The 19,777-nt window shown below is 61.8% G+C and carries 15 protein-coding genes; 7 read left to right on the forward strand and 8 right to left on the reverse strand.

Translation table 11 applies throughout. The annotated features are described in order from the left end of the window. The first annotated feature begins 184 nt into the window (after positions 1-184). Both aceA and ACODTZ_RS26455 read left to right on the forward strand, forming a co-directional pair. Positions 185-1,474, forward strand: coding sequence for an isocitrate lyase (gene aceA, locus ACODTZ_RS26450; protein ID WP_489029326.1), 1,290 nt, complete (start codon positions 185-187; stop codon positions 1,472-1,474). A gap of 23 nt (positions 1,475-1,497) precedes the next feature. Beyond that, positions 1,498-1,734: an SMc00767 family acetate metabolism repressor gene (locus ACODTZ_RS26455; RefSeq protein ID WP_111561727.1), complete on the forward strand. Its 237-nt coding sequence runs from the start codon at positions 1,498-1,500 to the stop codon at positions 1,732-1,734. Between the two features lie 33 nt (positions 1,735-1,767). Here the strand turns inward: ACODTZ_RS26455 and ACODTZ_RS26460 are convergent, their stop codons facing one another. The 5 genes from ACODTZ_RS26460 to ACODTZ_RS26480 all read right to left on the reverse strand — a co-directional run bounded on the left by ACODTZ_RS26460 (position 1,768) and on the right by ACODTZ_RS26480 (position 9,341). Beyond that, on the reverse strand, positions 1,768-2,637 hold the full coding sequence (locus ACODTZ_RS26460) for a LysR family transcriptional regulator (RefSeq protein ID WP_209232725.1): 870 nt from the start codon (positions 2,635-2,637) through the stop codon (positions 1,768-1,770). Between the two features lie 298 nt (positions 2,638-2,935). Next, positions 2,936-4,786: a methyl-accepting chemotaxis protein gene (locus tag ACODTZ_RS26465; protein WP_489029328.1), complete on the reverse strand. Its 1,851-nt coding sequence runs from the start codon at positions 4,784-4,786 to the stop codon at positions 2,936-2,938. A 197-nt stretch (positions 4,787-4,983) separates the two neighbouring features. After that, the gene (locus ACODTZ_RS26470) at positions 4,984-7,512 is read right to left on the reverse strand and encodes a methyl-accepting chemotaxis protein (protein ID WP_112979876.1); all 2,529 of its coding nucleotides are present in this window, start codon (positions 7,510-7,512) and stop codon (positions 4,984-4,986) included. Between the two features lie 300 nt (positions 7,513-7,812). Further along, the gene (locus tag ACODTZ_RS26475; RefSeq protein ID WP_489029331.1) at positions 7,813-7,956 is read right to left on the reverse strand and encodes a hypothetical protein; all 144 of its coding nucleotides are present in this window, start codon (positions 7,954-7,956) and stop codon (positions 7,813-7,815) included. Between the two features lie 164 nt (positions 7,957-8,120). Then, entirely contained in the window at positions 8,121-9,341 is a 1,221-nt protein-coding gene (locus tag ACODTZ_RS26480) for a BaiN/RdsA family NAD(P)/FAD-dependent oxidoreductase (RefSeq protein WP_489029333.1), read from the reverse strand. Between the two features lie 88 nt (positions 9,342-9,429). Between ACODTZ_RS26480 and ACODTZ_RS26485 the strand changes: the two genes are divergently transcribed. From ACODTZ_RS26485 to edd, 5 genes are all read left to right on the forward strand, one after another. Next, the gene (locus ACODTZ_RS26485; RefSeq protein WP_018898473.1) at positions 9,430-10,866 is read left to right on the forward strand and encodes a glutamine synthetase family protein; all 1,437 of its coding nucleotides are present in this window, start codon (positions 9,430-9,432) and stop codon (positions 10,864-10,866) included. Positions 10,867-10,876: 10 nt separating this feature from the next. Beyond that, positions 10,877-12,175 (forward strand): NAD(P)/FAD-dependent oxidoreductase, encoded by a 1,299-nt coding sequence (locus ACODTZ_RS26490; RefSeq protein WP_489029335.1) that lies wholly within the window; start codon positions 10,877-10,879, stop codon positions 12,173-12,175. 134 nt (positions 12,176-12,309) lie between these two features. Further along, positions 12,310-13,785, forward strand: a complete 1,476-nt coding sequence (gene zwf / locus ACODTZ_RS26495) for a glucose-6-phosphate dehydrogenase (protein ID WP_047508339.1) — start codon at positions 12,310-12,312, stop codon at positions 13,783-13,785. 11 nt (positions 13,786-13,796) lie between these two features. Then, positions 13,797-14,495 (forward strand): 6-phosphogluconolactonase, encoded by a 699-nt coding sequence (gene pgl / locus ACODTZ_RS26500; RefSeq protein ID WP_113009943.1) that lies wholly within the window; start codon positions 13,797-13,799, stop codon positions 14,493-14,495. 77 nt (positions 14,496-14,572) lie between these two features. Further along, entirely contained in the window at positions 14,573-16,393 is a 1,821-nt protein-coding gene (gene edd, locus ACODTZ_RS26505; RefSeq protein ID WP_111561720.1) for a phosphogluconate dehydratase, read from the forward strand. A gap of 83 nt (positions 16,394-16,476) precedes the next feature. On the opposite strand, the gene ACODTZ_RS26510 is transcribed toward edd, so the two are convergent. The 3 genes from ACODTZ_RS26510 to bglA all read right to left on the reverse strand — a co-directional run bounded on the left by ACODTZ_RS26510 (position 16,477) and on the right by bglA (position 19,772). Next, positions 16,477-16,830, reverse strand: a complete 354-nt coding sequence (locus tag ACODTZ_RS26510) for a hypothetical protein (RefSeq protein WP_112979872.1) — start codon at positions 16,828-16,830, stop codon at positions 16,477-16,479. Between the two features lie 173 nt (positions 16,831-17,003). Beyond that, positions 17,004-18,095 (reverse strand): ABC transporter ATP-binding protein, encoded by a 1,092-nt coding sequence (locus tag ACODTZ_RS26515; RefSeq protein WP_047508342.1) that lies wholly within the window; start codon positions 18,093-18,095, stop codon positions 17,004-17,006. A 24-nt stretch (positions 18,096-18,119) separates the two neighbouring features. After that, complete coding sequence (bglA, locus tag ACODTZ_RS26520) at positions 18,120-19,772, reverse strand: beta-galactosidase BglA (RefSeq protein ID WP_489029338.1); 1,653 nt, start codon at positions 19,770-19,772, stop codon at positions 18,120-18,122. Between the last annotated feature and the right edge of the window lie 5 nt (positions 19,773-19,777).

The raw sequence follows: 19,777 nt of genomic DNA on the forward strand, positions 1-19,777 counted from the left end.
TTTACAGAACATCCGGGTCGCAGAATTTACAAAACTTGACAAATTTACTGCCGAAACTTGTCACGTTCTTTGCATCGCGACCCCTATTCCATCCCGTTACCCCAGTTAACTCTGGCCATTTCCTGATGATTTGTAAATCCTGTCAATCAGCCAGATGGCCATGATGTTATGCAAGGAGGAAGACATGACAGAGTTTGACAAGCTTCACCGTAATATCCCCGCCAACCGCTTCGCCGGCATCGAGCGCCCCTATTCGGCCGATGATGTGAAAAGACTGCGCGGATCGGTCGAGCTTCGTTACTCGCTGGCCGAAATGGGCGCCAACCGGCTCTGGCAGCTGCTGCATCAGGACGACTTCGTCAACGCGCTCGGCGCGCTTTCGGGCAACCAGGCCATGCAGATGGTCCGCGCCGGGCTGAAGGCGATCTATCTCTCGGGCTGGCAGGTCGCGGCCGATTCCAACACGGCATCGGCGATGTATCCCGATCAGTCGCTCTATCCCGCCAATGCCGGGCCGGAGCTTGCCAAGCGGATCAACAGAACGCTGCAGCGCGCCGACCAGATCGAGACCTCGGAAGACAAGGGGCTTTCGGTCGACACGTGGTTCGCGCCGATCGTCGCCGATGCCGAAGCAGGGTTCGGCGGGCCGCTTAACGCCTTCGAGATCATGAAGGCCTATATCGAGGCCGGTGTCGCGGGGGTTCATTTCGAGGATCAGCTGGCGTCGGAAAAGAAGTGCGGCCATCTCGGCGGCAAGGTTCTGATCCCGACCGCCGCCCATATCCGCAATCTCGACGCCGCGCGCCTTGCCGCCGACGTCATGGGGGTGCAGACACTCGTCATCGCCCGCACCGATGCGGAAGCCGCAAAGCTCTTGACCTCCGATATCGACGAGCGCGACCATCCTTTCGTCGACTACGATGCCGGTCGCACGGTCGAGGGCTTCTATCAGGTGCGCAACGGGCTGGAGCCCTGCATCGCACGCGCCGTCGCCTACGCGCCGCATTGCGACCTGATCTGGTGCGAGACCTCGAAGCCGGATCTGGAGCAGGCGCGGCGGTTCGCCGAGGGCGTGCACAAGGTGCATCCGGGCAAGCTGCTCGCCTACAACTGCTCGCCGTCGTTCAACTGGAAAAAGAACCTCGACGACGCGACGATTGCCAAGTTCCAGCGCGAGCTTGGAGCCATGGGCTACAAGTTCCAGTTCATCACGCTGGCGGGCTTCCACCAGCTGAACTTCGGCATGTACGAACTCGCCCGCGGCTACAAGGACCGGCAGATGGCCGCCTATTCGGAGTTGCAGCAGGCGGAATTCGCCGCCGAAGCGAACGGCTACACGGCGACCAAGCACCAGCGCGAAGTCGGCACCGGCTATTTCGACGCCGTGTCGATGGCAATCACAGGCGGGCGGTCCTCGACCACCGCGATGGGGGAATCGACCGAGCACGCACAGTTCAAGCCAGCAGCCGAGTAACACGATCAGAGGAGGAGAAAGCCATGCCTACGCTCGCACGCGTCAAGGAACGCGCAGAGGAACAATCCACCAGCATGACACCGGATCAGCAGGGCATGATCCGCATGCTCGCCAATGATCTGCACCGGCTGAACCAGTCGGTCATGAAGGCGGTCGATGCAGGTGTTTCGGTCGAGATCGTCCGCTCGGCCCGCCATCACGGCGGCGATGGAAACTGGGGTGACTTGCTAATCCCCGTCATTGTTGCCGGCCGGAACTGACTAGCCCCCAATCCGAACCTGCAACGCGGCGCCTCAGCTTCGGCTGGGGCGCTTTCCCGCGAAAAGATCGCTGTAGCTCTTCAACAGCTTGGTCATGCGGTCGGCGACGGTGCGGATCTCCTGGCGATGCCGGTCTTCGTTGTTCATGACGATCCACTGCTGGTGGCGCAGATCCTGTAGCTCCGGGCCAAGGCGCTGCAGGTCTGGATCAAGATCGCCGACGAAACAGGGCAGCACCGCCTTGCCGGCGCCGGCGCGCACGAGGTCGAGCAGCGAGCGCGGACGATTGACGGTGGCGACGATGGCGCCTGCGGCATTGCGGTGCGGCCAGCGCAGATAGTTGGAGATCGCATCCTCCTCCCCAACAGCCAGCCAGCGCTCTTCCTGTTCGCCGGCATTGCGCCTGGCATAGACGGCGTAGGCCACCTCCCCCAGCAGCCGCGCGGCGAGATTGTTTTCCTCCGGCTCAAAGGCACGGATGCCGATATCGATTTCGCGATAGTTCAGGTTGGCGCGCGCCTCGCCTATCGTCATCGAGACCGCGAAATGGTCGCCGGGCATGCGGATGGCGCCGAAGTTCTCGGCCATCAGCCAGGCGACCCAGGTGCCGGCTGCGATCCGCACCGTCGCTCCGACGCTGCTTGCCTGGCGCCAGGCATCCACCTTGCGGGCGGCGGCCTCCATGTCCTTCAGATGATCGAGCAAGGACTGGCCATCCGGCGTCAGGCGGTAGCCGGTCTGGCTGCGGGAAAAGAGCGTGCGGCCGATCTCCTGTTCGAGATCGAGCATCCGCCGGCCGATCGTGGCCGGGCTCAGCCCGCTTGCGGAAGCCGCCCCCGTCAGGCCACCGAGACGCGCGACCTGCAGGAAGAGCTGAAAGGAATCCCATTGCGTGCTTTTCATGAATGAAAAACATAATGGGATTTCGTGCGTTTATGAAGCGAATTTTGGCGAATACCCTATGTCAATCTTCAATTCAGAAAGGACACGGTCATGATCGAGCTGTTAGCCTTCATCGAGCTCGCCAAGCTCAACGAGAGGAGTTTCGACCCGTATCGTGCGCGGGCCGAGGAGGCCTTCTACCAGGGCTACGGACAATCGAAGCTCGAGCGTTTCGCCGCTCGCGTTCTCGCCATGCTGCCCATGAAAAAGGGCCGCCCAGAGGGCAGCCCTTCGATGATCAAACCCGATGGAGAACCGATCAGGCCGCGTTTCGCATGCGGACCTGCTGCGGGGCCGAAGACGCATCGATGCGGAATTGCTGTATCAGCGACATGAGCGCATCGGCTTCGCTCGCCAGCTGGCGGCTCTGCTCGGTGGTATCCTCGACCATGGCCGCGTTCTTCTGCGTCATCTGATCCATCGCGTTGACGGAGCTGTTGACTTCCTGCAGGGCCGCCGACTGGTCGGCGCTGGCGGTGGCGATGGTTTCGACGTGCTTGCTGATCGCGATGATCTCGCTGCTGATCGAGGCCAGCACCGAGCCGGTCTTCTGCACCAGCCCGGAGCCTGCCGCGACCTCGCGGGTCGAGGTTTCGATCAGGCTCTTGATTTCGCGCGCGGCATCGGCCGAGCGCTGGGCGAGTTCGCGCACTTCCATGGCGACGACGGCGAAGCCCTTGCCTGCTTCACCTGCGCGCGCGGCCTCGATGCCGGCGTTCAGCGCCAAGAGGTTGGTCTGGAAGGCGATGTCGTCGATCACTTCGATGATCTGCTCGATCTGCTTGGAAGCCGCTTCGATGCGGTCCATCGCGGCGACGGTATCGCCGACCACGACAGTCGAGCTATCCGCCGTCTTCTTGGTGACGATTACGGCGCTGTTTGCCTCGCGGGCGCGTTCGGCCGAAGAGCGCACGGTGACGGTGATTTCTTCCACGGCGGCAGCGGTTTCCTCCAGGCTTGCGGCCTGGGCTTCGGTGCGCTTGGAGAGCTCATCGGCAGAGTGCAGCATGGAGCCGGAATTGCGGTGGATCGTCACGGCGTTGTCACGGATGCGCGAGAGCGTATCCTGCAGGCGTTCCAGCGAGGCGTTGAAATCGACCCGCAGCTGTTCAAGCCGGCCGACGAAAGGCGTTTCGATCGTTTCCGATACGTCGCCGCTCGACAGGCGGCCAAGGCCGGCGGCGAGCTCACTGACGGCAAACTGGATCTGGTCGTCGAGCGTGCGCTTTTCAGCGTCGTTTCGGCTGCGCTCCGCGTCGCTCAGGGCGCGCTGTTCAGCCGCCTGCGTCTCCAGCATGAGCCGGGCGCGCGCACCTTCCTGGAACAAAGCAAGCGCCTTGCCGATCGCGCCGAACTCGTTCTCTTTCTCGGTGCAGGGGATTTTCGTGTCGAGATTGCCCGAGGAGATCGTGTTGATGGCGCCCGTCAGGGTCTCAAGCGGACGGATCGTGGCGCGGATCGCGAAGTAGGCGATGACGCCGACGATCAGCAGGACCGCGAGGCCAACGCCGACCACGAGGGTCAGAAGCTGCTGCAGGCTGCTGTAATAGACTTCCATCGGAATACCGATGAAGAGAACGCCGACGGTGGAGCCCGTTGCACTCTTGACCGGGAAATAGCCGGTCATGAACTTCTTGCCGAAGAGATCGGCCGGGCCGTAATAGGCTTCACCCTTGGCGAGAGCCGCCTGCGCCGGATGGCCGGCGGCAAGCTTGGTGCCGACGGCGCGATCTCCGTTTTCCTTCTTCACATTGGTCGAGACACGGACATAGTCGTCACCCTGGCGCTCGAACACCGTGGCGTAGCCCGCGATGGAGGCCGCGGTGCGATCGACAAGCGCGTGGTCGCCGAGCGACGATGGCAGCTTCTCTTCACTGACGCCCACCAGCTTGTTGTCACGGACATCGACCTTCGCGGACGGATCGCCGGCTGCATAAAGCACCGCCATCGCGCGGCTGGCATCCTTGGCGTCGGTGACCGCACTGGTCATGACGTACGCGCTAAGATTGTAGTAAGTTACAGAAACAATCGCCGCTGTACTGAAAACCAGAAGAGCAAGCGTAATCGCGACGATCTGCCGAACAATAGACGCTGAGAAAAAGCGAAGCATACAAAGACCCCTGAGGAACAATCGAGGTCGAAACTAGTGGGAAAGTTTTAAGATAAATTGCAAAGAAACTGACGAACATCACATTCACAGCCGCAAAAATGCATGGGTGATTTCCTGCAGACTCACGCATTAGAAAACGTGCAAATGGCCCCGCTTCCGGAGCCATCGCAGATTCGTATAGATGATACCGGGCGTCGTCAGGCGGCGCGGTAGACCTTTTCCTGGCTGCCGCTGTCGATCTTGAACTGCCTGATGAGGCTAAGGAGAGCGTCGGCTTCGTTGGCGAGCTCGCGGCTGGCAGCCGTGGTTTCCTCGACCATCGCGGCGTTCTGCTGGGTCATCTGGTCCATCTGGTTGACCGTGGTGTTGACCTCCTGCAGCGCGCCCGACTGGTCGTGGCTGGCGCGGGCGATGACTTCGACATGCTCGCTGATGGCGACGATCTGGGTGCTGATCTTTGCCAGCACCGTGCCGGTCTGCTGCACGAACTGCGAACCGGAGTTCACCTCGTTGGTCGACTTGTTGATCAGCCCCTTGATCTCCTGCGCGGCAGCGGCCGAGCGCTGCGCCAGTTCGCGGACTTCCATGGCGACGACGGCGAAGCCCTTGCCAGCTTCCCCGGCGCGCGCGGCCTCGATGCCGGCATTGAGCGCCAGAAGGTTGGTCTGGAAGGCGATCTCATCGATGACACCGATGATCTGCTCGATCTGCTGCGAGGCTTCCTCGATGCGGGTCATCGCGTCGATCGCATTGTTGACCACGGTCGCCGAGTCATCGGCGCTGCGCTTGGCCTGGCGCACGACCTGATCGGCTTCCTTGGCGCGTTCGGCGGACGAGCGCACGGTGACGGTGATCTGGTCGACGGCGGCTGCCGTCTCTTCCAGAGAGGCGGCCTGGTTTTCGGTGCGCTTGGCGAGATCCTCAGCCGACTGGGCCATCTGGTTGCCATTGCCCTGGATCATTTCGACGTTGTCGCGGATCTGGCTCATGGTTGCCTGGAGGCGCATCATCGAGCCGTTGAAATCCTGGCGAAGCTGTTCGAGACGGCCGATGAAGGGCGTGTCGATCGTGGTCGAGATATCGCCCTGCGACATGCGCTCGAGGCCAGAAGCAAGTGCGTTGACGGCGAATTCGATCTGGCGGTCCATCTCGCGTTTTTCGGCGTCGTTGCGCTGGCGTTCGTGCTCGGAAGCGGCACGCTCCTCGTCGCTCTGCTCCTCGATGCGGATCTTGGAGATCGCGTTTTCCTTGAAGATGCCAAGCGCGCGAGCCATGTCGCCGATTTCGTCGTGGCGCTGTTCACCTGATATGCTGGTGTCGAGCGCGCCATCGGCGATGCGGCGCATGGCCGATGTGATCTGGCCGATCGGCCGCTGCAGGGTCAGGACGAGCGCGATGCCGCCGACAACCGAGAGCAGGATGCCGAGACCAGTCGTGAGAACGGAGATACCGTTGGCCTGTGTGCGCTCGACGCCGGCGGTCTGCTTCTGCAATTCGGCGAATGCGGTGAGTTCGCCCCAGACGGCGTTCAGCTGCGTGCGGGCGGAGGCGTAGTCGGCGACGCGCTGCTCAATGGTGGCGACGAGGCTTTCGGCATCCTTGTCCATCGAGGCAAGCGCCGGCGACATGGCGGCGACGATGTCCTCGGCGAAGTTCATGCCCTTGGCGCTGGCGAGCAGCGTGTTGAGGTTGGTGCCGAGCGTCGCGATTTCCTGGTGCAGGCGAACGCGGTTGTCCTTGTCTGGCTTGGCGGCGAATTCGCCGAGCACCAGCTGCAGCGAGTAGATCGCGCTTTCGAGGCGGCGCGTGTCTTCCAGCACGGAGTTGGTCTGGGCGATGCGGCTGTCGAGCTCGACGAAGGTGGTCGTGGCGGCACGCATCATCTGCGTCGCGGTCAGCTGGGTGTAGGTCGACATCTGGCGGAAGCGCGACACGAGACGGCCGAGATTGGCGATCGCCTCGTCGGTGCCGGCGTCAGCTGCGGTCGCCTGCGCCTTCACGTCGCTGATCGTCTGAGCGAGCGACTGCGTCATGCTCTTCTGGTTCTGCGGGACGGAGATCTCGATCAGGCGCTGGGCTTTAAGGATGCCTGGGAGCGCGTCGGTGACCACCTTGAGCTTGTCGGCCGGCAGTTGCGCCTTGCCGAAATCGGCCATCACGGCTGCCAGCGCATCGCCGCCCTTCAGGAGCCGATCGGCGGCGCGGAGCGTCGCGGTGGCATTGCCTTCGTCGTTGCGAATGTTTTCCTGCAGCTGCTGGGCGTCGTAATTGACGTTGAAGCGGCTGGAGATCATCACCTTCTGCGCTTCGTCGATCGACTTGCGCAGGGCTACTTCCTGTTCGTGCAGGGTCCAGAGCTTGCCGACGGTGTCGGAGATACCGGAAGTGCCATCGGTGGCGGCCTGCAGATTGGCGCGGCCGGCATTGTCGCCAATCTGCTTCAGCGTTGCGCTTAGCGTCGCATGCTGGGTGGAGACATCGGCGTAGAGTTTGTCGCGCGCTTCCTCATTGGTCACACGCAGGAAATCGTCCATGGAGCCGAAGAGATCCTTGAAACCGCTCAGCGACTGAAGGACGCTGTTGGAGATCTCCATTCGACCCTGAAGCAGGCCGGACGCATAAAGGCCGGTGAAGCCGACTGCTGAAATGCTTAAAACAAACGGCAAGACAAAGATGAGGACCTTGGTCTTGATCCTGAAACGGGAAAGAATCCTGTCAATAAACATGGGGGTTCCGGCCTTCCATACACCACTCCTCCCACCGGCGGCGAGATTGCGCGTCGGCTGAGTGCATCGAACATTTTGGAACAATGGGGGATCGCGAGCGCATGCTCGGACGGCAATCATTGCCTGTCACGCTCCGCAAGATGCGAGGCGCCCATAAGTCATACTAAAGCTTTGCCGAAGATGCGTTAATTTTTATATAAGCTTAGGTAGCCGGATATCGCAGCAAACCGGGCGTTCGCGCGCTTATAGTGCAGGCGCATAGGCGCGCCGCAAGGTCTCGCTGTCTTGAAGGGGAGTACCTTAGAGCATTCGCGGAAGGAAGAGCGCCATGACGGCGGCGGCGGCACTGGCGGCCAGGACGAAGTAGCGGATTGCGACAAGCCGTGTATCCGGCTGGGCCTTGGCAATTGCGATGGCGCGGGCGCGTCGTGTGTCCTTGTTCATCTGCAGAACCTCACTTCTCTATGTCACAACAATCCAACAAAAGACTGTGCTCGTAAAGCCTTATTTAGGAAGCCAATTTAAGCACGTCATCGGGACAGGATGGCGCACCCTGCTTAAGAACTCTTGAATCCTTCAACTGGTTTCATCTTTACGAAGAATAAGCTTTATAGACTGTCACCGGCCGCGACACCCGACGCCCAGGCCCACTGGAAATTGTAGCCGCCGAGCCAGCCGGTCACATCCACGCACTCGCCGATGAAGTGAAGACCGGGCACCGTCTTGGCCTGCATGCTGCGGGAATCGAGTGCTGCGGTGTCAATGCCGCCAAGCGTGACTTCGGCCGTGCGGTAGCCCTCCGAGCCCGAAGGCTTGATCGTCCAGTTCTGCGCGGCATCGACCAAGCGCGCCAGCACCTTGTCGGACATGTCGGCCATGTTGCCGGCGACGCCGGCGCGCTCGGTCAGGTATTGCGCCAGACGCTTGGGGAGCACCTCGCCGAGTGCTGTCTGCGCCGACTGGCGGCCATTCGCCTGCTTTGTCGCCTTCAGGTGCGCGAGGAGATCGACGTCGGGCTCGATGTCGACGGTGATCTCATCGCCCTCGCGCCAATAGGACGAGATTTGCAGGATGGCCGGGCCGCTCAGGCCGCGATGGGTGAAGAGCAGCGCTTCGCGAAAGGCGGTCTTGCCATGCCTGAGTTCGGCCGGAGCGGCGATGCCGGACAGGGGCGCGACGCTTTCGAGCAATTGCGGGTCGAGCGTCAGCGGCACGAGGCCGGGGCGGGTTTCGATCAGCGGTAGGCCGAACTGTTCGGCGATGCGATAAGCGAAACCGGTCGCGCCCATTTTCGGGATCGACTTGCCGCCGGTGGCGATCACCAGCGAGGTGGCGTGATACTCGCCCTCGGAGGTCGAGACGCGAAAGCCGTCTTCGGTCTTTTCGACCGCGGCGATCTCGGTGCGCAGCTCAAGCCTGACGCCAACCGCCTGCATCTCGTCCAGCAGCATGCGGATGATGTCCTTGGCGCTGTCGTCGCAAAACAGCTGGCCGAGCGTCTTCTCATGCCAGGCGATCCTGTGGCGATCGACCATGGCGACGAAGTCCGATGGCGTGAAGCGGGCCAGCGCCGACTTGCTGAAATGCGGATTGGCCGAGAGGAAATTCTTCGGCGAGGCGTGGATATTGGTGAAGTTGCAGCGACCGCCGCCGGAGATGCGGATCTTGTCGCCGGGCGCCTTGGCATGGTCGAGCACGACCACCGAGCGGCCACGCTGGCCGGCGCGGATGGCGCACATCATGCCGGCGGCGCCCGCGCCTATGACGATCACATCGCTTCTTCGCTGCACGGCTGTTTCCTTCGTCGAAAGGCGTCTTCTTTTTTCCATCAATAGGCGAAAGTCAACGTGCCTCCCCCCTCGCCAATTGCCAAACTCCGGTTATTATGGCTGCAAGATCAACGCAAACCGGTGTGTCATGTCCCCAAAAAAGACGACGCTGAAGCCTGCCAAGAACGTTCCCGCCTCGAAGAAATCTCCTCCGGACCCTGGATATCTTCGCGGCGTGGCCTCCTGGAAGGAAGCAGCGCAGTTCTTGCGGGCACGCGGGATCGAAGACATCGAATGCATCACGCCCGACCTTGCCGGCGTGCCGCGCGGCAAGATGATGCCGAGCTCGAAATTCACCTCGAACACATCGCTGGCGCTGCCTTCCGCGATCTATCGCCACACGATTTCGGGTGAATATCCCGAGGAGACCGAAAGCTTCCGCTACGAGCCGCGCGACAGCGATTTGAAGCTGGTGCCCGACCTTTCGACGCTTTCCGTCGTGCCGTGGGAGACCGATCCGACCGCGCAGGTGATCTGCGATATCGTCAGCGCCGATGGAGAAGAGGTCCCCTACACACCGCGCAACGTCTTGAAGCGGATCATGAAGCTTTATCATGATCGCGGCTGGAAGCCGATCGTGGCGCCCGAGATCGAATTCTATCTCGTTGCCAAGAACGACGACCCGGATTATCCGCTGCATCCGCCGAAGGGCCGCTCGGGCCGCGCCATTCTGGGCGGTCAGGGCTATTCGATCGCCGGGATCAACGAGTTCGACGAACTAATCGACGACATCTACCACTTCTCCGAAAAGCAGGGACTGGAGATCGACACGCTGATCCACGAGGAAGGCCCGGCGCAGCTCGAGATCAACCTTCGCCACGGCAATCCGATCGAGCTTGCCGACCAGGTCTTCATGTTCAAGCGGACGATCCGCGAGGCGGCGATGAAACATGGCATCTACGCCACCTTCATGGCCAAGCCGATGCAGGGCCAGGCCGGATCGGCGATGCACATCCATCAGTCGGTCATCCACGAGGACACGGGCAAGAACGTATTTTCCAACCCCGATGGCTCGCCCTCGAAGGAGTTCTTCCACTTCATCGGCGGCATGCAGAAATACGTGCCGAGCGCGCTCTGCATGCTGGCGCCCTACGTCAACTCCTACCGCCGCCTGACGCCCGACATGTCGTGCCCTGTTAACAACGCCTGGGGTTACGACAACCGCACGACGGCGTTCCGCGTACCGGTTTCGGATCCGCAGGCGCGGCGTGTTGAGAACCGGCTGCCGAGTTCCGACGCCAACCCCTATCTGGCGCTGGCGGCTTCACTTGCCTGCGGCCTGCTTGGGATCATGAAGGAAATCGAGCCGACGGCGCCGACCGAGGATTCGGCCAATGAAGGCTCGATCGACCTGCCGCGCGGTCTGCTCGAAGCCGTCGCGCTGATGGAGGACGAGCCTGCCTTCGAGGAAGTGTTCGGCCGCGAGTTCATCGGGCTCTATGCCGGCGTCAAGCGCGGCGAGTTCGAGACCTTCATGCAGGTGATCAGCCCGTGGGAACGCGAATTCCTTCTGCTCAACGTGTGAGGATGGCGCCATGACATCCGAACAGAAATGGCAGAGCCCGATCGCGCCCGGCATTTCGTGGTATCAGGCGACAGTGGGCGAGCGGCCCACCTACCCCGAACTCGACGGATCGAAGACATGTGACGTCGCCATCATCGGTGGCGGCTATACCGGGCTGCAGGCCGCCTATCATCTCGCCAAGGCGGGCGTGTCTGTTGTGCTCATCGAGGCCTGCCGGTTCGGCGATGGCGCGTCGGGCCGCAATGGCGGGCAGCTTGGCACCGGGCAGCGCTCGTGGCCGGAGGAGCTTGAGGAGGAGATCGGCTTCGAGCGCTCGAAGGCGCTGTTCGATCTGGCCGAGGACGCCAAAAAGCACCTCCTCACCTTCGCGACCGAGCACCAGATCGACATCGATTTCATGCCCGGCCAGATGAACGTGGCGCATAAGGCGAGCTACGAGAAGGATTTTCGCGACAATGTGGAGATCGGAGCCAGCCGCTACGGCTACCCGCACGCCACCTTCATGGACAGAGCCGAAACGCAGGAGCGGCTAGGGTCGACGCGCTTTTTCTGCGGCGTACGCGATACCGGCACCGGCCACATTCACCCGCTGAAGCTCCTGATCGGGCTGGCGCGGGCGGCGGCAGCTTCCGGCGCTCAGGTCTTCGAAATGACGAAGGCGACGGCGATCCGCCAGGGCGGCGGCAAGGTGACGATCGACACGCCGCGCGGGCAGATCACCGCCGACAAGGCGCTGATTGCTTGCAACGGCTATATCGACAATCTCGAGCCGATTACCGCAAGCCATGTCATGCCGATCCGCTCGTTTATCGGCGCCACCGTGCCGCTCGGCGAGAAATCCTCGGTCATTCCGGGCAGCGAGGCCGTTGCCGATTCGCGTTTCGTCGTGCGCTACTTCAGGAAATCCAAGGACGGGCGGCTGCTGTTTGGTGGCCGCGAGGCTTATACGGCGGACAATCCGCGCGACATATCGCAGCACATCCGTCGGCAGATCGCCGAGATCTATCCCGAACTCGATAACGTCGAAATCACCCATGCCTGGGGCGGATCGGTCGCGATCACCATGCCGAGGCAGCCTTTCGTGCGCGAGGTCATGCCCGGCGTCACCTCGATCGGCGGCTATTCCGGCCATGGCGTGATGCTTGCGAACTATTGCGGACGGCTCTATGCCGAAACTGTGATCGGGAAATCCAGGGACCTCGAACTGTTCAAGGCGCTGAAAATTCCGGCCTTCCCGGGTGGTCCGGCGATGCGTGCACCCCTGCTCTTCCTGGCGCTTTCCTGGTTTGCGCTGCGCGACAAGTTTTAGTCCGATTGCGCATTTCCTCGCGAGGCTTTTCGATCTAAAACCAGTGCCGGACAAATTCGTTGCAGCGCACACTGGCTTTTTTAAATCGATTAGATTAAAGAGGCCAAGAACCAGTCTGATTGAGAGATAGCCTCATGAGCAGCCAAATCATTCCCGTTGAACCTTTCGATTACGTCGTCTTTGGCGGCAGTGGCGACCTTGCCGAGCGCAAGTTGCTGCCGGCCCTCTACCATCGTCAGATCGAAGGCCAGTTCTCCGAGCCGACCCGCATCATCGGCGCTTCCAGAAGCGCACTGACCCACGAAGAATACCGCAAGTTCGCGCAGGACGCTCTGAAGGAGCACCTGAAGAAGGGCGAGTATGACGAGGCTGAGGTCGCCAAGTTCTGCGAACGCCTTTACTACGTACCTGTCGACGCCCGCTCCGACGCCGGCTGGGACCAGCTGAAGAAGCTGCTCGACGAGGGCAAGGACCGCGTGCGCGCCTTCTATCTGGCGGTCGCACCCGGCATCTTCGGCGACATCTCGCAGAAAATCCACGATCACAAGCTGATCACCAAGACCACCCGCATCGTCGTCGAAAAGCCGATCGGCCGCGACCTGGACTCGGCCCTGCAGCTCAACGACACGATCGGCAAGGTCTTCAAGGAAGAGCAGATCTTCCGTATCGACCACTACCTCGGCAAGGAAACCGTGCAGAACCTGATGGCGCTGCGCTTTGCCAACGCGCTCTATGAGCCGCTCTGGAATGCACAGCATATCGACCACGTGCAGATCACCGTTGCCGAATCCGTCGGCCTCGAAGGCCGTGCCGGCTACTACGATACCGCCGGCGCGCTGCGCGACATGGTGCAGAACCACATCATGCAGCTCGTCTGCCTGGTTGCCATGGAAGTCCCGTCCTCGATGGATTCCGAAGCGGTTCGCGACGAGAAGCTGAAGGTGCTGCGCGCGCTGAAGCCGATCGATGCGTCCAATGTCGAGCAGACGACCGTTCGCGGCCAGTATCGCGCCGGCGCTTCGGCGGGCGGCCCGGTCAAGGGTTACCTCGAAGAGCTCGAAGGCGGCGTGTCCAACACCGAAACCTTCGTCGCCATCAAGGCCGAGATCAACAACTGGCGCTGGGCTGGCGTTCCCTTCTACATCCGCACCGGCAAGCGTCTTGCCGGCCGCATGTCGGAGATCGTCATCACCTTCAAGTCGATCCCGCACTCGGTCTTCGACCAGTCGGCCGGCCGCATCAACCAGAACCAGCTGATCATCCGCCTGCAGCCGGACGAAGGCGTCAAGCAGTCGCTGATGATCAAGGATCCGGGCCCTGGTGGCATGCGCCTGCGCAACGTTTCGCTCGACATGAGCTTCGCCGATTCCTTCCAGGTTCGTAACCCCGACGCCTACGAGCGCCTGCTGATGGACGTCATCCGTTCGAACCAGACGCTGTTCATGCGCCGCGACGAAGTCGAGGCTGCGTGGCAGTGGGTCGACCCGATCCTCAAGGGTTGGGAATCCACCGGCCAGAAGGTTCAGGGCTACACGGCCGGCACCTGGGGCCCGAGCCAGTCGATCGCGCTCATCGAGCGTGACGGCCGCACCTGGCACGACAATCTCTAAGGATCGAAAGAATGGCAGCGACCATGCACAATTTTGCCAACGCCGCCGAACTGGCGCGCAACCTTGCCGACAAGGTCGCTGCATCGCTTTCGACGGCCATCGCCAAGAAGGGAACGGCTGAAATCGCCGTTTCCGGCGGCTCGACGCCGAAGGCATTCTTCCAGGAACTGTCGACGCGCGATCTCGACTGGACGAAGGTGACCATCACCCTCGTCGACGAGCGTTTCGTGCCCGCAGACAATCCGCGCTCGAACCATCTGCTCGTGATCAGTAATCTCCTGCAGAACAAGGCGAAGGCGGCAAAGTTCCAGCCGCTCTACCAGCCGGCGGCAACAGTCGAGGAAGCTGCAAAGCTTTCGACGGCGGCCACGGCTTCGATCGGCAATCCGTTCGATGTCGTCATTCTCGGCATGGGCGGCGACGGCCACACGGCTTCGTTTTTCCCTGGCGGCAGCAATCTTGCGGTCGCTCTTGATCCGAAGACGCCGCGCGGCATCATCACCATGGACGCTGACGGCGCTGGCGAACCCCGCCTGACCTTCACCTTCTCCAGCCTGCAGGATGCGGGGCTGCTCGTTCTTCACATCGAAGGCGACGGCAAGAAGGACGTTCTGGCGAAGGCCGAGGGTGCCGGCGACGAGGCGGAGATGCCGATCCGGGCAATCCTTCGCCGCGCCGCGACGCCCGTCGACATTTACTGGGCTCCATAAGCCGACGGCCTCAATGGCCAACACGGCTTAGAGCCGCGAACAGACAATCGAATACCAGCAAACGACAAGGATCTCCCATGTCCGCTCATTCGCGCGTTGCCGCCATCACCAACCGTATCGTCGAACGGTCGAAACCGTCGCGAGAACTCTATCTCGAGCGCTTGCGAAACGCGGTGGGCAAGAGCGTGGTTCGCTCTTCGCTCGGCTGCGCGAACCTGGCACACGGTTTCGCGGTCTGTTCCCCCGCCGAGAAGGATGCACTGGCCGGCGACCGTGTTTCCAATCTCGGCATCATCACTTCCTACAACGACATGCTCTCGGCGCATCAGCCGTTCGAGACCTATCCCGCGATCATTCGCGAGGCGGCAGCGGAAGCTGGCGGCATCGCGCAGGTGGCAGGCGCCGTTCCTGCCATGTGCGATGGCGTGACCCAGGGCCAGCCGGGCATGGAGCTCTCGCTCTTCTCGCGCGACCTGATCGCCATGGCTGCCGGTATCGGCCTGTCGCACAACATGTTCGATGCAGCCCTCTATCTCGGCGTCTGCGACAAGATCGTACCGGGCCTGACGATTGCCGCGCTGACCTTCGGCCATCTGCCGTCGATCTTCGTACCGGCCGGGCCGATGACCTCGGGCCTGCCGAACGACGAGAAGTCGCGCGTGCGCCAGCTTTACGCAGAGGGCAAGGTCGGCCGCGCCGAGCTGCTTGAGGCAGAGTCGAAATCCTACCACGGACCGGGCACCTGCACCTTCTACGGCACGGCGAACTCCAACCAAATGCTGATGGAGATCATGGGCTTCCATATGCCGGGCTCCTCCTTCATCAATCCCGGTACACCGCTTCGCGAAGCATTCACCCGCGAGGCGACCAAGCGGGCGCTGGCGATCACTGCGCAAGGCAATGAGTTCACGCCGGCGGGCGAGATGATCGACGAGCGCTCGATCGTCAACGGCGTCGTCGGCCTGCACGCCACCGGCGGCTCGACCAACCACACGCTGCACCTCGTTGCCATGGCGCGCGCCGCCGGCATCGAGCTCACCTGGCAGGATATCGCCGAGCTCTCCGAAGTGGTGCCGCTGCTTGCCCGCGTCTATCCGAACGGGCTTGCCGACGTGAACCATTTCCACGCGGCCGGCGGCATGGGCTTCCTGATCAAGGAACTGCTGAAGCACGGCCTGGTGCACGACGACGTGCGCACCGTGTTCGGCCATGGGCTGCAGGCCTACACGATCGATCCGCGCCTTGGTGAGGATGGAAACATCGTGCGCGAGCCCTCCCCGGAAAAGAGCGTCGATCCGAAGGTGCTCGCGAACATCGAAACGCCGTTCCAGGCCAATGGCGGCCTGAAAATGCTGCGCGGCAATCTCGGCAAGGGCGTGATCAAGATCTCGGCCGTGAAGGCCGACCGCCACGTCATCGAGGCGCCGGCGATCGTCTTCCACAGCCAGCAAGAGCTTCAGGACGCCTTCAAGGACGGCAAGCTCAACCGCGACTTCATCGCCGTCGTCCGCTTCCAGGGGCCAAAAGCCAACGGCATGCCGGAGCTGCACAAGCTGACGCCGCCGCTCGGCGTGCTGCAGGACCGCGGCTTCCGCGTAGCGCTTCTGACAGACGGGCGCATGTCCGGCGCGTCGGGCAAGGTTCCGGCGGCAATCCATGTGACGCCGGAGGCCGTCGACGGCGGACCTATCGCGCGCATCATGGATGGAGACATCATCCGTCTCGATGCGATCGCCGGCACGCTCGAGGTGCTTGTGGACGCAGCGACGCTCGCCGACCGCAAGCCTGTCGTGGCCGACCTCTCGGACAACGAATTCGGCATGGGCCGCGAGCTCTTCGCCCCCTTCCGCCGGGCCGTCGGCGCATCCGACAAGGGCGCCAGCGTGCTGTTCCACTAAGGCGGGGCGATCAACCGTTAAAAACGACAAGGCCCGCGAGACGATCTCGCGGGCCTTGTTGTTTTAATCGGCGCGATCAGCGATCAGGCGCGGATGTCGAGCACGCGGTCGCGATGGGCCGGGTGGGTGCTGTAGACGAAGATCTTGTTCAGCTCCTTGTCGGTCAGCATGCGCAGGAAGCGAACTTCCACGGTGTTGTTGGGATTAACACGGGTCAGCATGCAGCCGATCTTGGTGATGCGGGCATCGGGAAGATCGAGATAGAACTGACGCGGAAGGTTGAACTGCGTCAGGATCGCAAGGACCGCGCTGCTCTTGGAAATGCGGATGATGTCGCAACGGCGCGAGGCCATGTTCATGACGCCCTTCTCGGTATATTCGAGACGCGCCGCGTTCATCGTATCCTCCATCTTAAACCGCACTTCGCGGTCGTACATGAAGGATTCTTCCTTATTCAAAAAATGTCCTGATGACTGGGGGCTCGGTGTCGCCACTGTCGTATTCCTCTAAGTATGCAATGAGGAAAGACTACCAAGCGATCTTTAACAGAAGGTTCGAACAACATAGCGCCGGGCCGCATTATTCACACGGCCCGGAAGCGATTTACAACTTACTTGCGATAGGTTCGACCTTCTGCATCAAAGAGATGCAGCTTCGAACGTTCGGCCGAGAAATGCATCTTCTGGCCGCGCTTCACATCATAGATGCCGGGCAGCTTGACGATGATCGGCTCGTTCTGAACGAGGCCCTCGATATAGAGCAGCGTCACCTCGCCGAGCGCTTCCACGATCGAGACTTCGCCCTCGAAGAGATAGTCGTCGGTTGGACCGGCGATGCGCAGGTCTTCCGGGCGAACGCCGAAGCTGGCGGTCTTGCCCTTTTCGGAGGCTGCCGTCGGGATATCGAGCGTGACGGACTTGCCGCCGGTCAGCGTGACCGTCGTCGTGTTGCCGGCTTCCGTGACGGTGGCCGGGATGACGTTCATGGCGGGCGAGCCGATGAACTTGGCGACGAAGAGATTGGCCGGACGCTCATAGAGCTCCAGCGGCGCGCCGACCTGCTCGATATTGCCGGCGGACAGAACCACGATGCGATCGGCCAGCGTCATCGCCTCGACCTGGTCGTGGGTGACGTAGATCATCGTCGTATCGGCCATCTGCTCGTTGAGGCGGGCGATCTCGATGCGGGTGGCGACGCGCAGCGCAGCATCGAGGTTCGACAGCGGCTCGTCGAAGAGGAAGACCTTCGGGTTGCGGCAGATGGCGCGGCCGATGGCAACACGCTGGCGCTGACCACCTGACAGCGCCTTGGGCAGGCGATCGAGATACTTGGTGAGCTGCAGGCTTTCGGCCGCCGCACGCACGCGACGATCGATTTCCTGCTTGTTCTCGCCGGCGATCTTCATGCCGAAGGCCATGTTGTCGTAGACGGTCATATGCGGGTAGAGCGCATAGGACTGGAACACCATGGCGATGCCGCGCTTGGAAGGCGGGACGTCGTTTACCAGCTGGCCGTCGATATACATGTCACCGCCGGTGATGTTCTCCAGGCCGGCGATCATGCGCAGCAGGGTGGACTTGCCGCAGCCCGACGGACCGACGAACACAACGAATTCGCCCTCCTTGATATCAAGATCGATGCCATGGAGCACGTCCACGGCACCGTAGGATTTGCGAATGTCCTTGAGTGTCAGTCCAGTCATCGAGTTCTCCTCCTCCAGAAGTCTCTAGGCGAGCCGAGCGAAATACGCGCCCCAGGCGGGTATATCGATCTTGTCGCCATAGTTATTGCTGACGAAACCATGGCCCGTCAACGCCTGCCAGTTACCTTCAGGTAGAGCGACCAAGGCTTCGGTCGCGCTCATGTTGAAAACGCAGAGCAGTTTTTCGTTGCCATATTCGCGCTGGAAGACCAGCATGTCGCCCTGCGGCTCCATGAACTTGATCTCGCCCTTGGCGAAGGCCGGATGCTGCTTGCGGAAGGCGATGAAGCGGCGGTAGTGCTCGAGCACCGAGGTTTCGTCGCCCTGCTGAACGCTGACGGCGCGCAGAATATGTTCGACCGGGACCGGCAGCCATGGCTTGACGGTCGAGAAGCCACCCTGGGCGACCTGGCTATCCCAGACCATCGGTGTGCGGCAACCATCGCGGCCCTTGAACTCCGGCCAGAACTGGATGCCGTAGGGGTCCTGCAGGTCCTCGTAGGCAAGATCGGCTTCCGTCAGGCCGAGCTCCTCGCCCTGATAGAGGCAGACGGAGCCACGCATGGTCATCAGCATCGCCGCATATTGCTTGGCGAAGGCGTCACGATCGGCAACGAGCGAGCCCCAGCGGGTCACATGGCGCACGACATCGTGATTGGAGAGCGCCCAGCAGGCCCAGCCATCGGGGGCGGCAGTGGCGAAATCGTTCATCACGTCTTCGATGCGCTCGGGCGAGAGCGGATCCGGCGACAGGAACTCGAAGGCGTAGCACATGTGCATCTTGTCATCACCCGACGTGTATTCGCCGACGATCTCGAGACCACGCTGGCTATCGCCGACTTCGCCGACAGCGGCGATATCCTGGAACTCCTCGAGCACCGCGCGAAAGCGCTTCAGGAAGGCGATATTCTCCGGGCGGTTCTTGTCGTAGATGTGTTCCTGGAAATTGTAGGGGTTGACCGCAGGCGCCGTCGAGGCGTTGCGGCGCTCGGGAGCGAGCGCCGGATTGTCGCGCAATTCCTTGTCGTGGAAGTAGAAGTTGATGGTGTCGAGGCGGAAGCCGTCGACGCCGCGCTTCAGCCAGAAGCGGACGACATCGAGCAGGCGGTTCTGAACCTCGGGATTATGCAGGTTGAGATCCGGCTGCGAGGTCAGGAAGTTGTGCATGTAATATTGCATGCGGGTCGGATCCCACGCCCAGGCGGAGCCACCGAAGATCGACAGCCAGTTATTGGGTGGGGTGCCGTCCGGCTTCGAGTCGCTCCAGACATACCAATCGGCCTTTGCGTTGGTGCGGCTGGAACGGCTCTCGACAAACCAGGGATGCTGATCCGACGAATGCGAGATGACGAGATCGATCATCACGCGGATACCGAGGCGGTGAGCTTCGGCGATCAGGGAATCGAAATCAACCAACGTGCCGAAGATCGAGTCGACGTTCTCGTAGTCGGAGACGTCATAGCCGAAATCGCGCATGGGCGAGGTGAAGAAGGGCGAGATCCAGATGGCGTCGGCGCCAAGGGCCGCCACATGCGGCAATCTCGCGGTTATGCCCTTGAGATCGCCGATACCGTCGCCGTTTGAATCCTGGTAGGAGCGCGGGTAGATCTGGTAGATCACCGCGCCGCGCCACCAGTCCTTGTCCGCCGTCAGGTTGGATTGAGATGCCATGCTCATATGTG

Source organism: Rhizobium sp. FG113 (genome assembly GCF_057809895.1).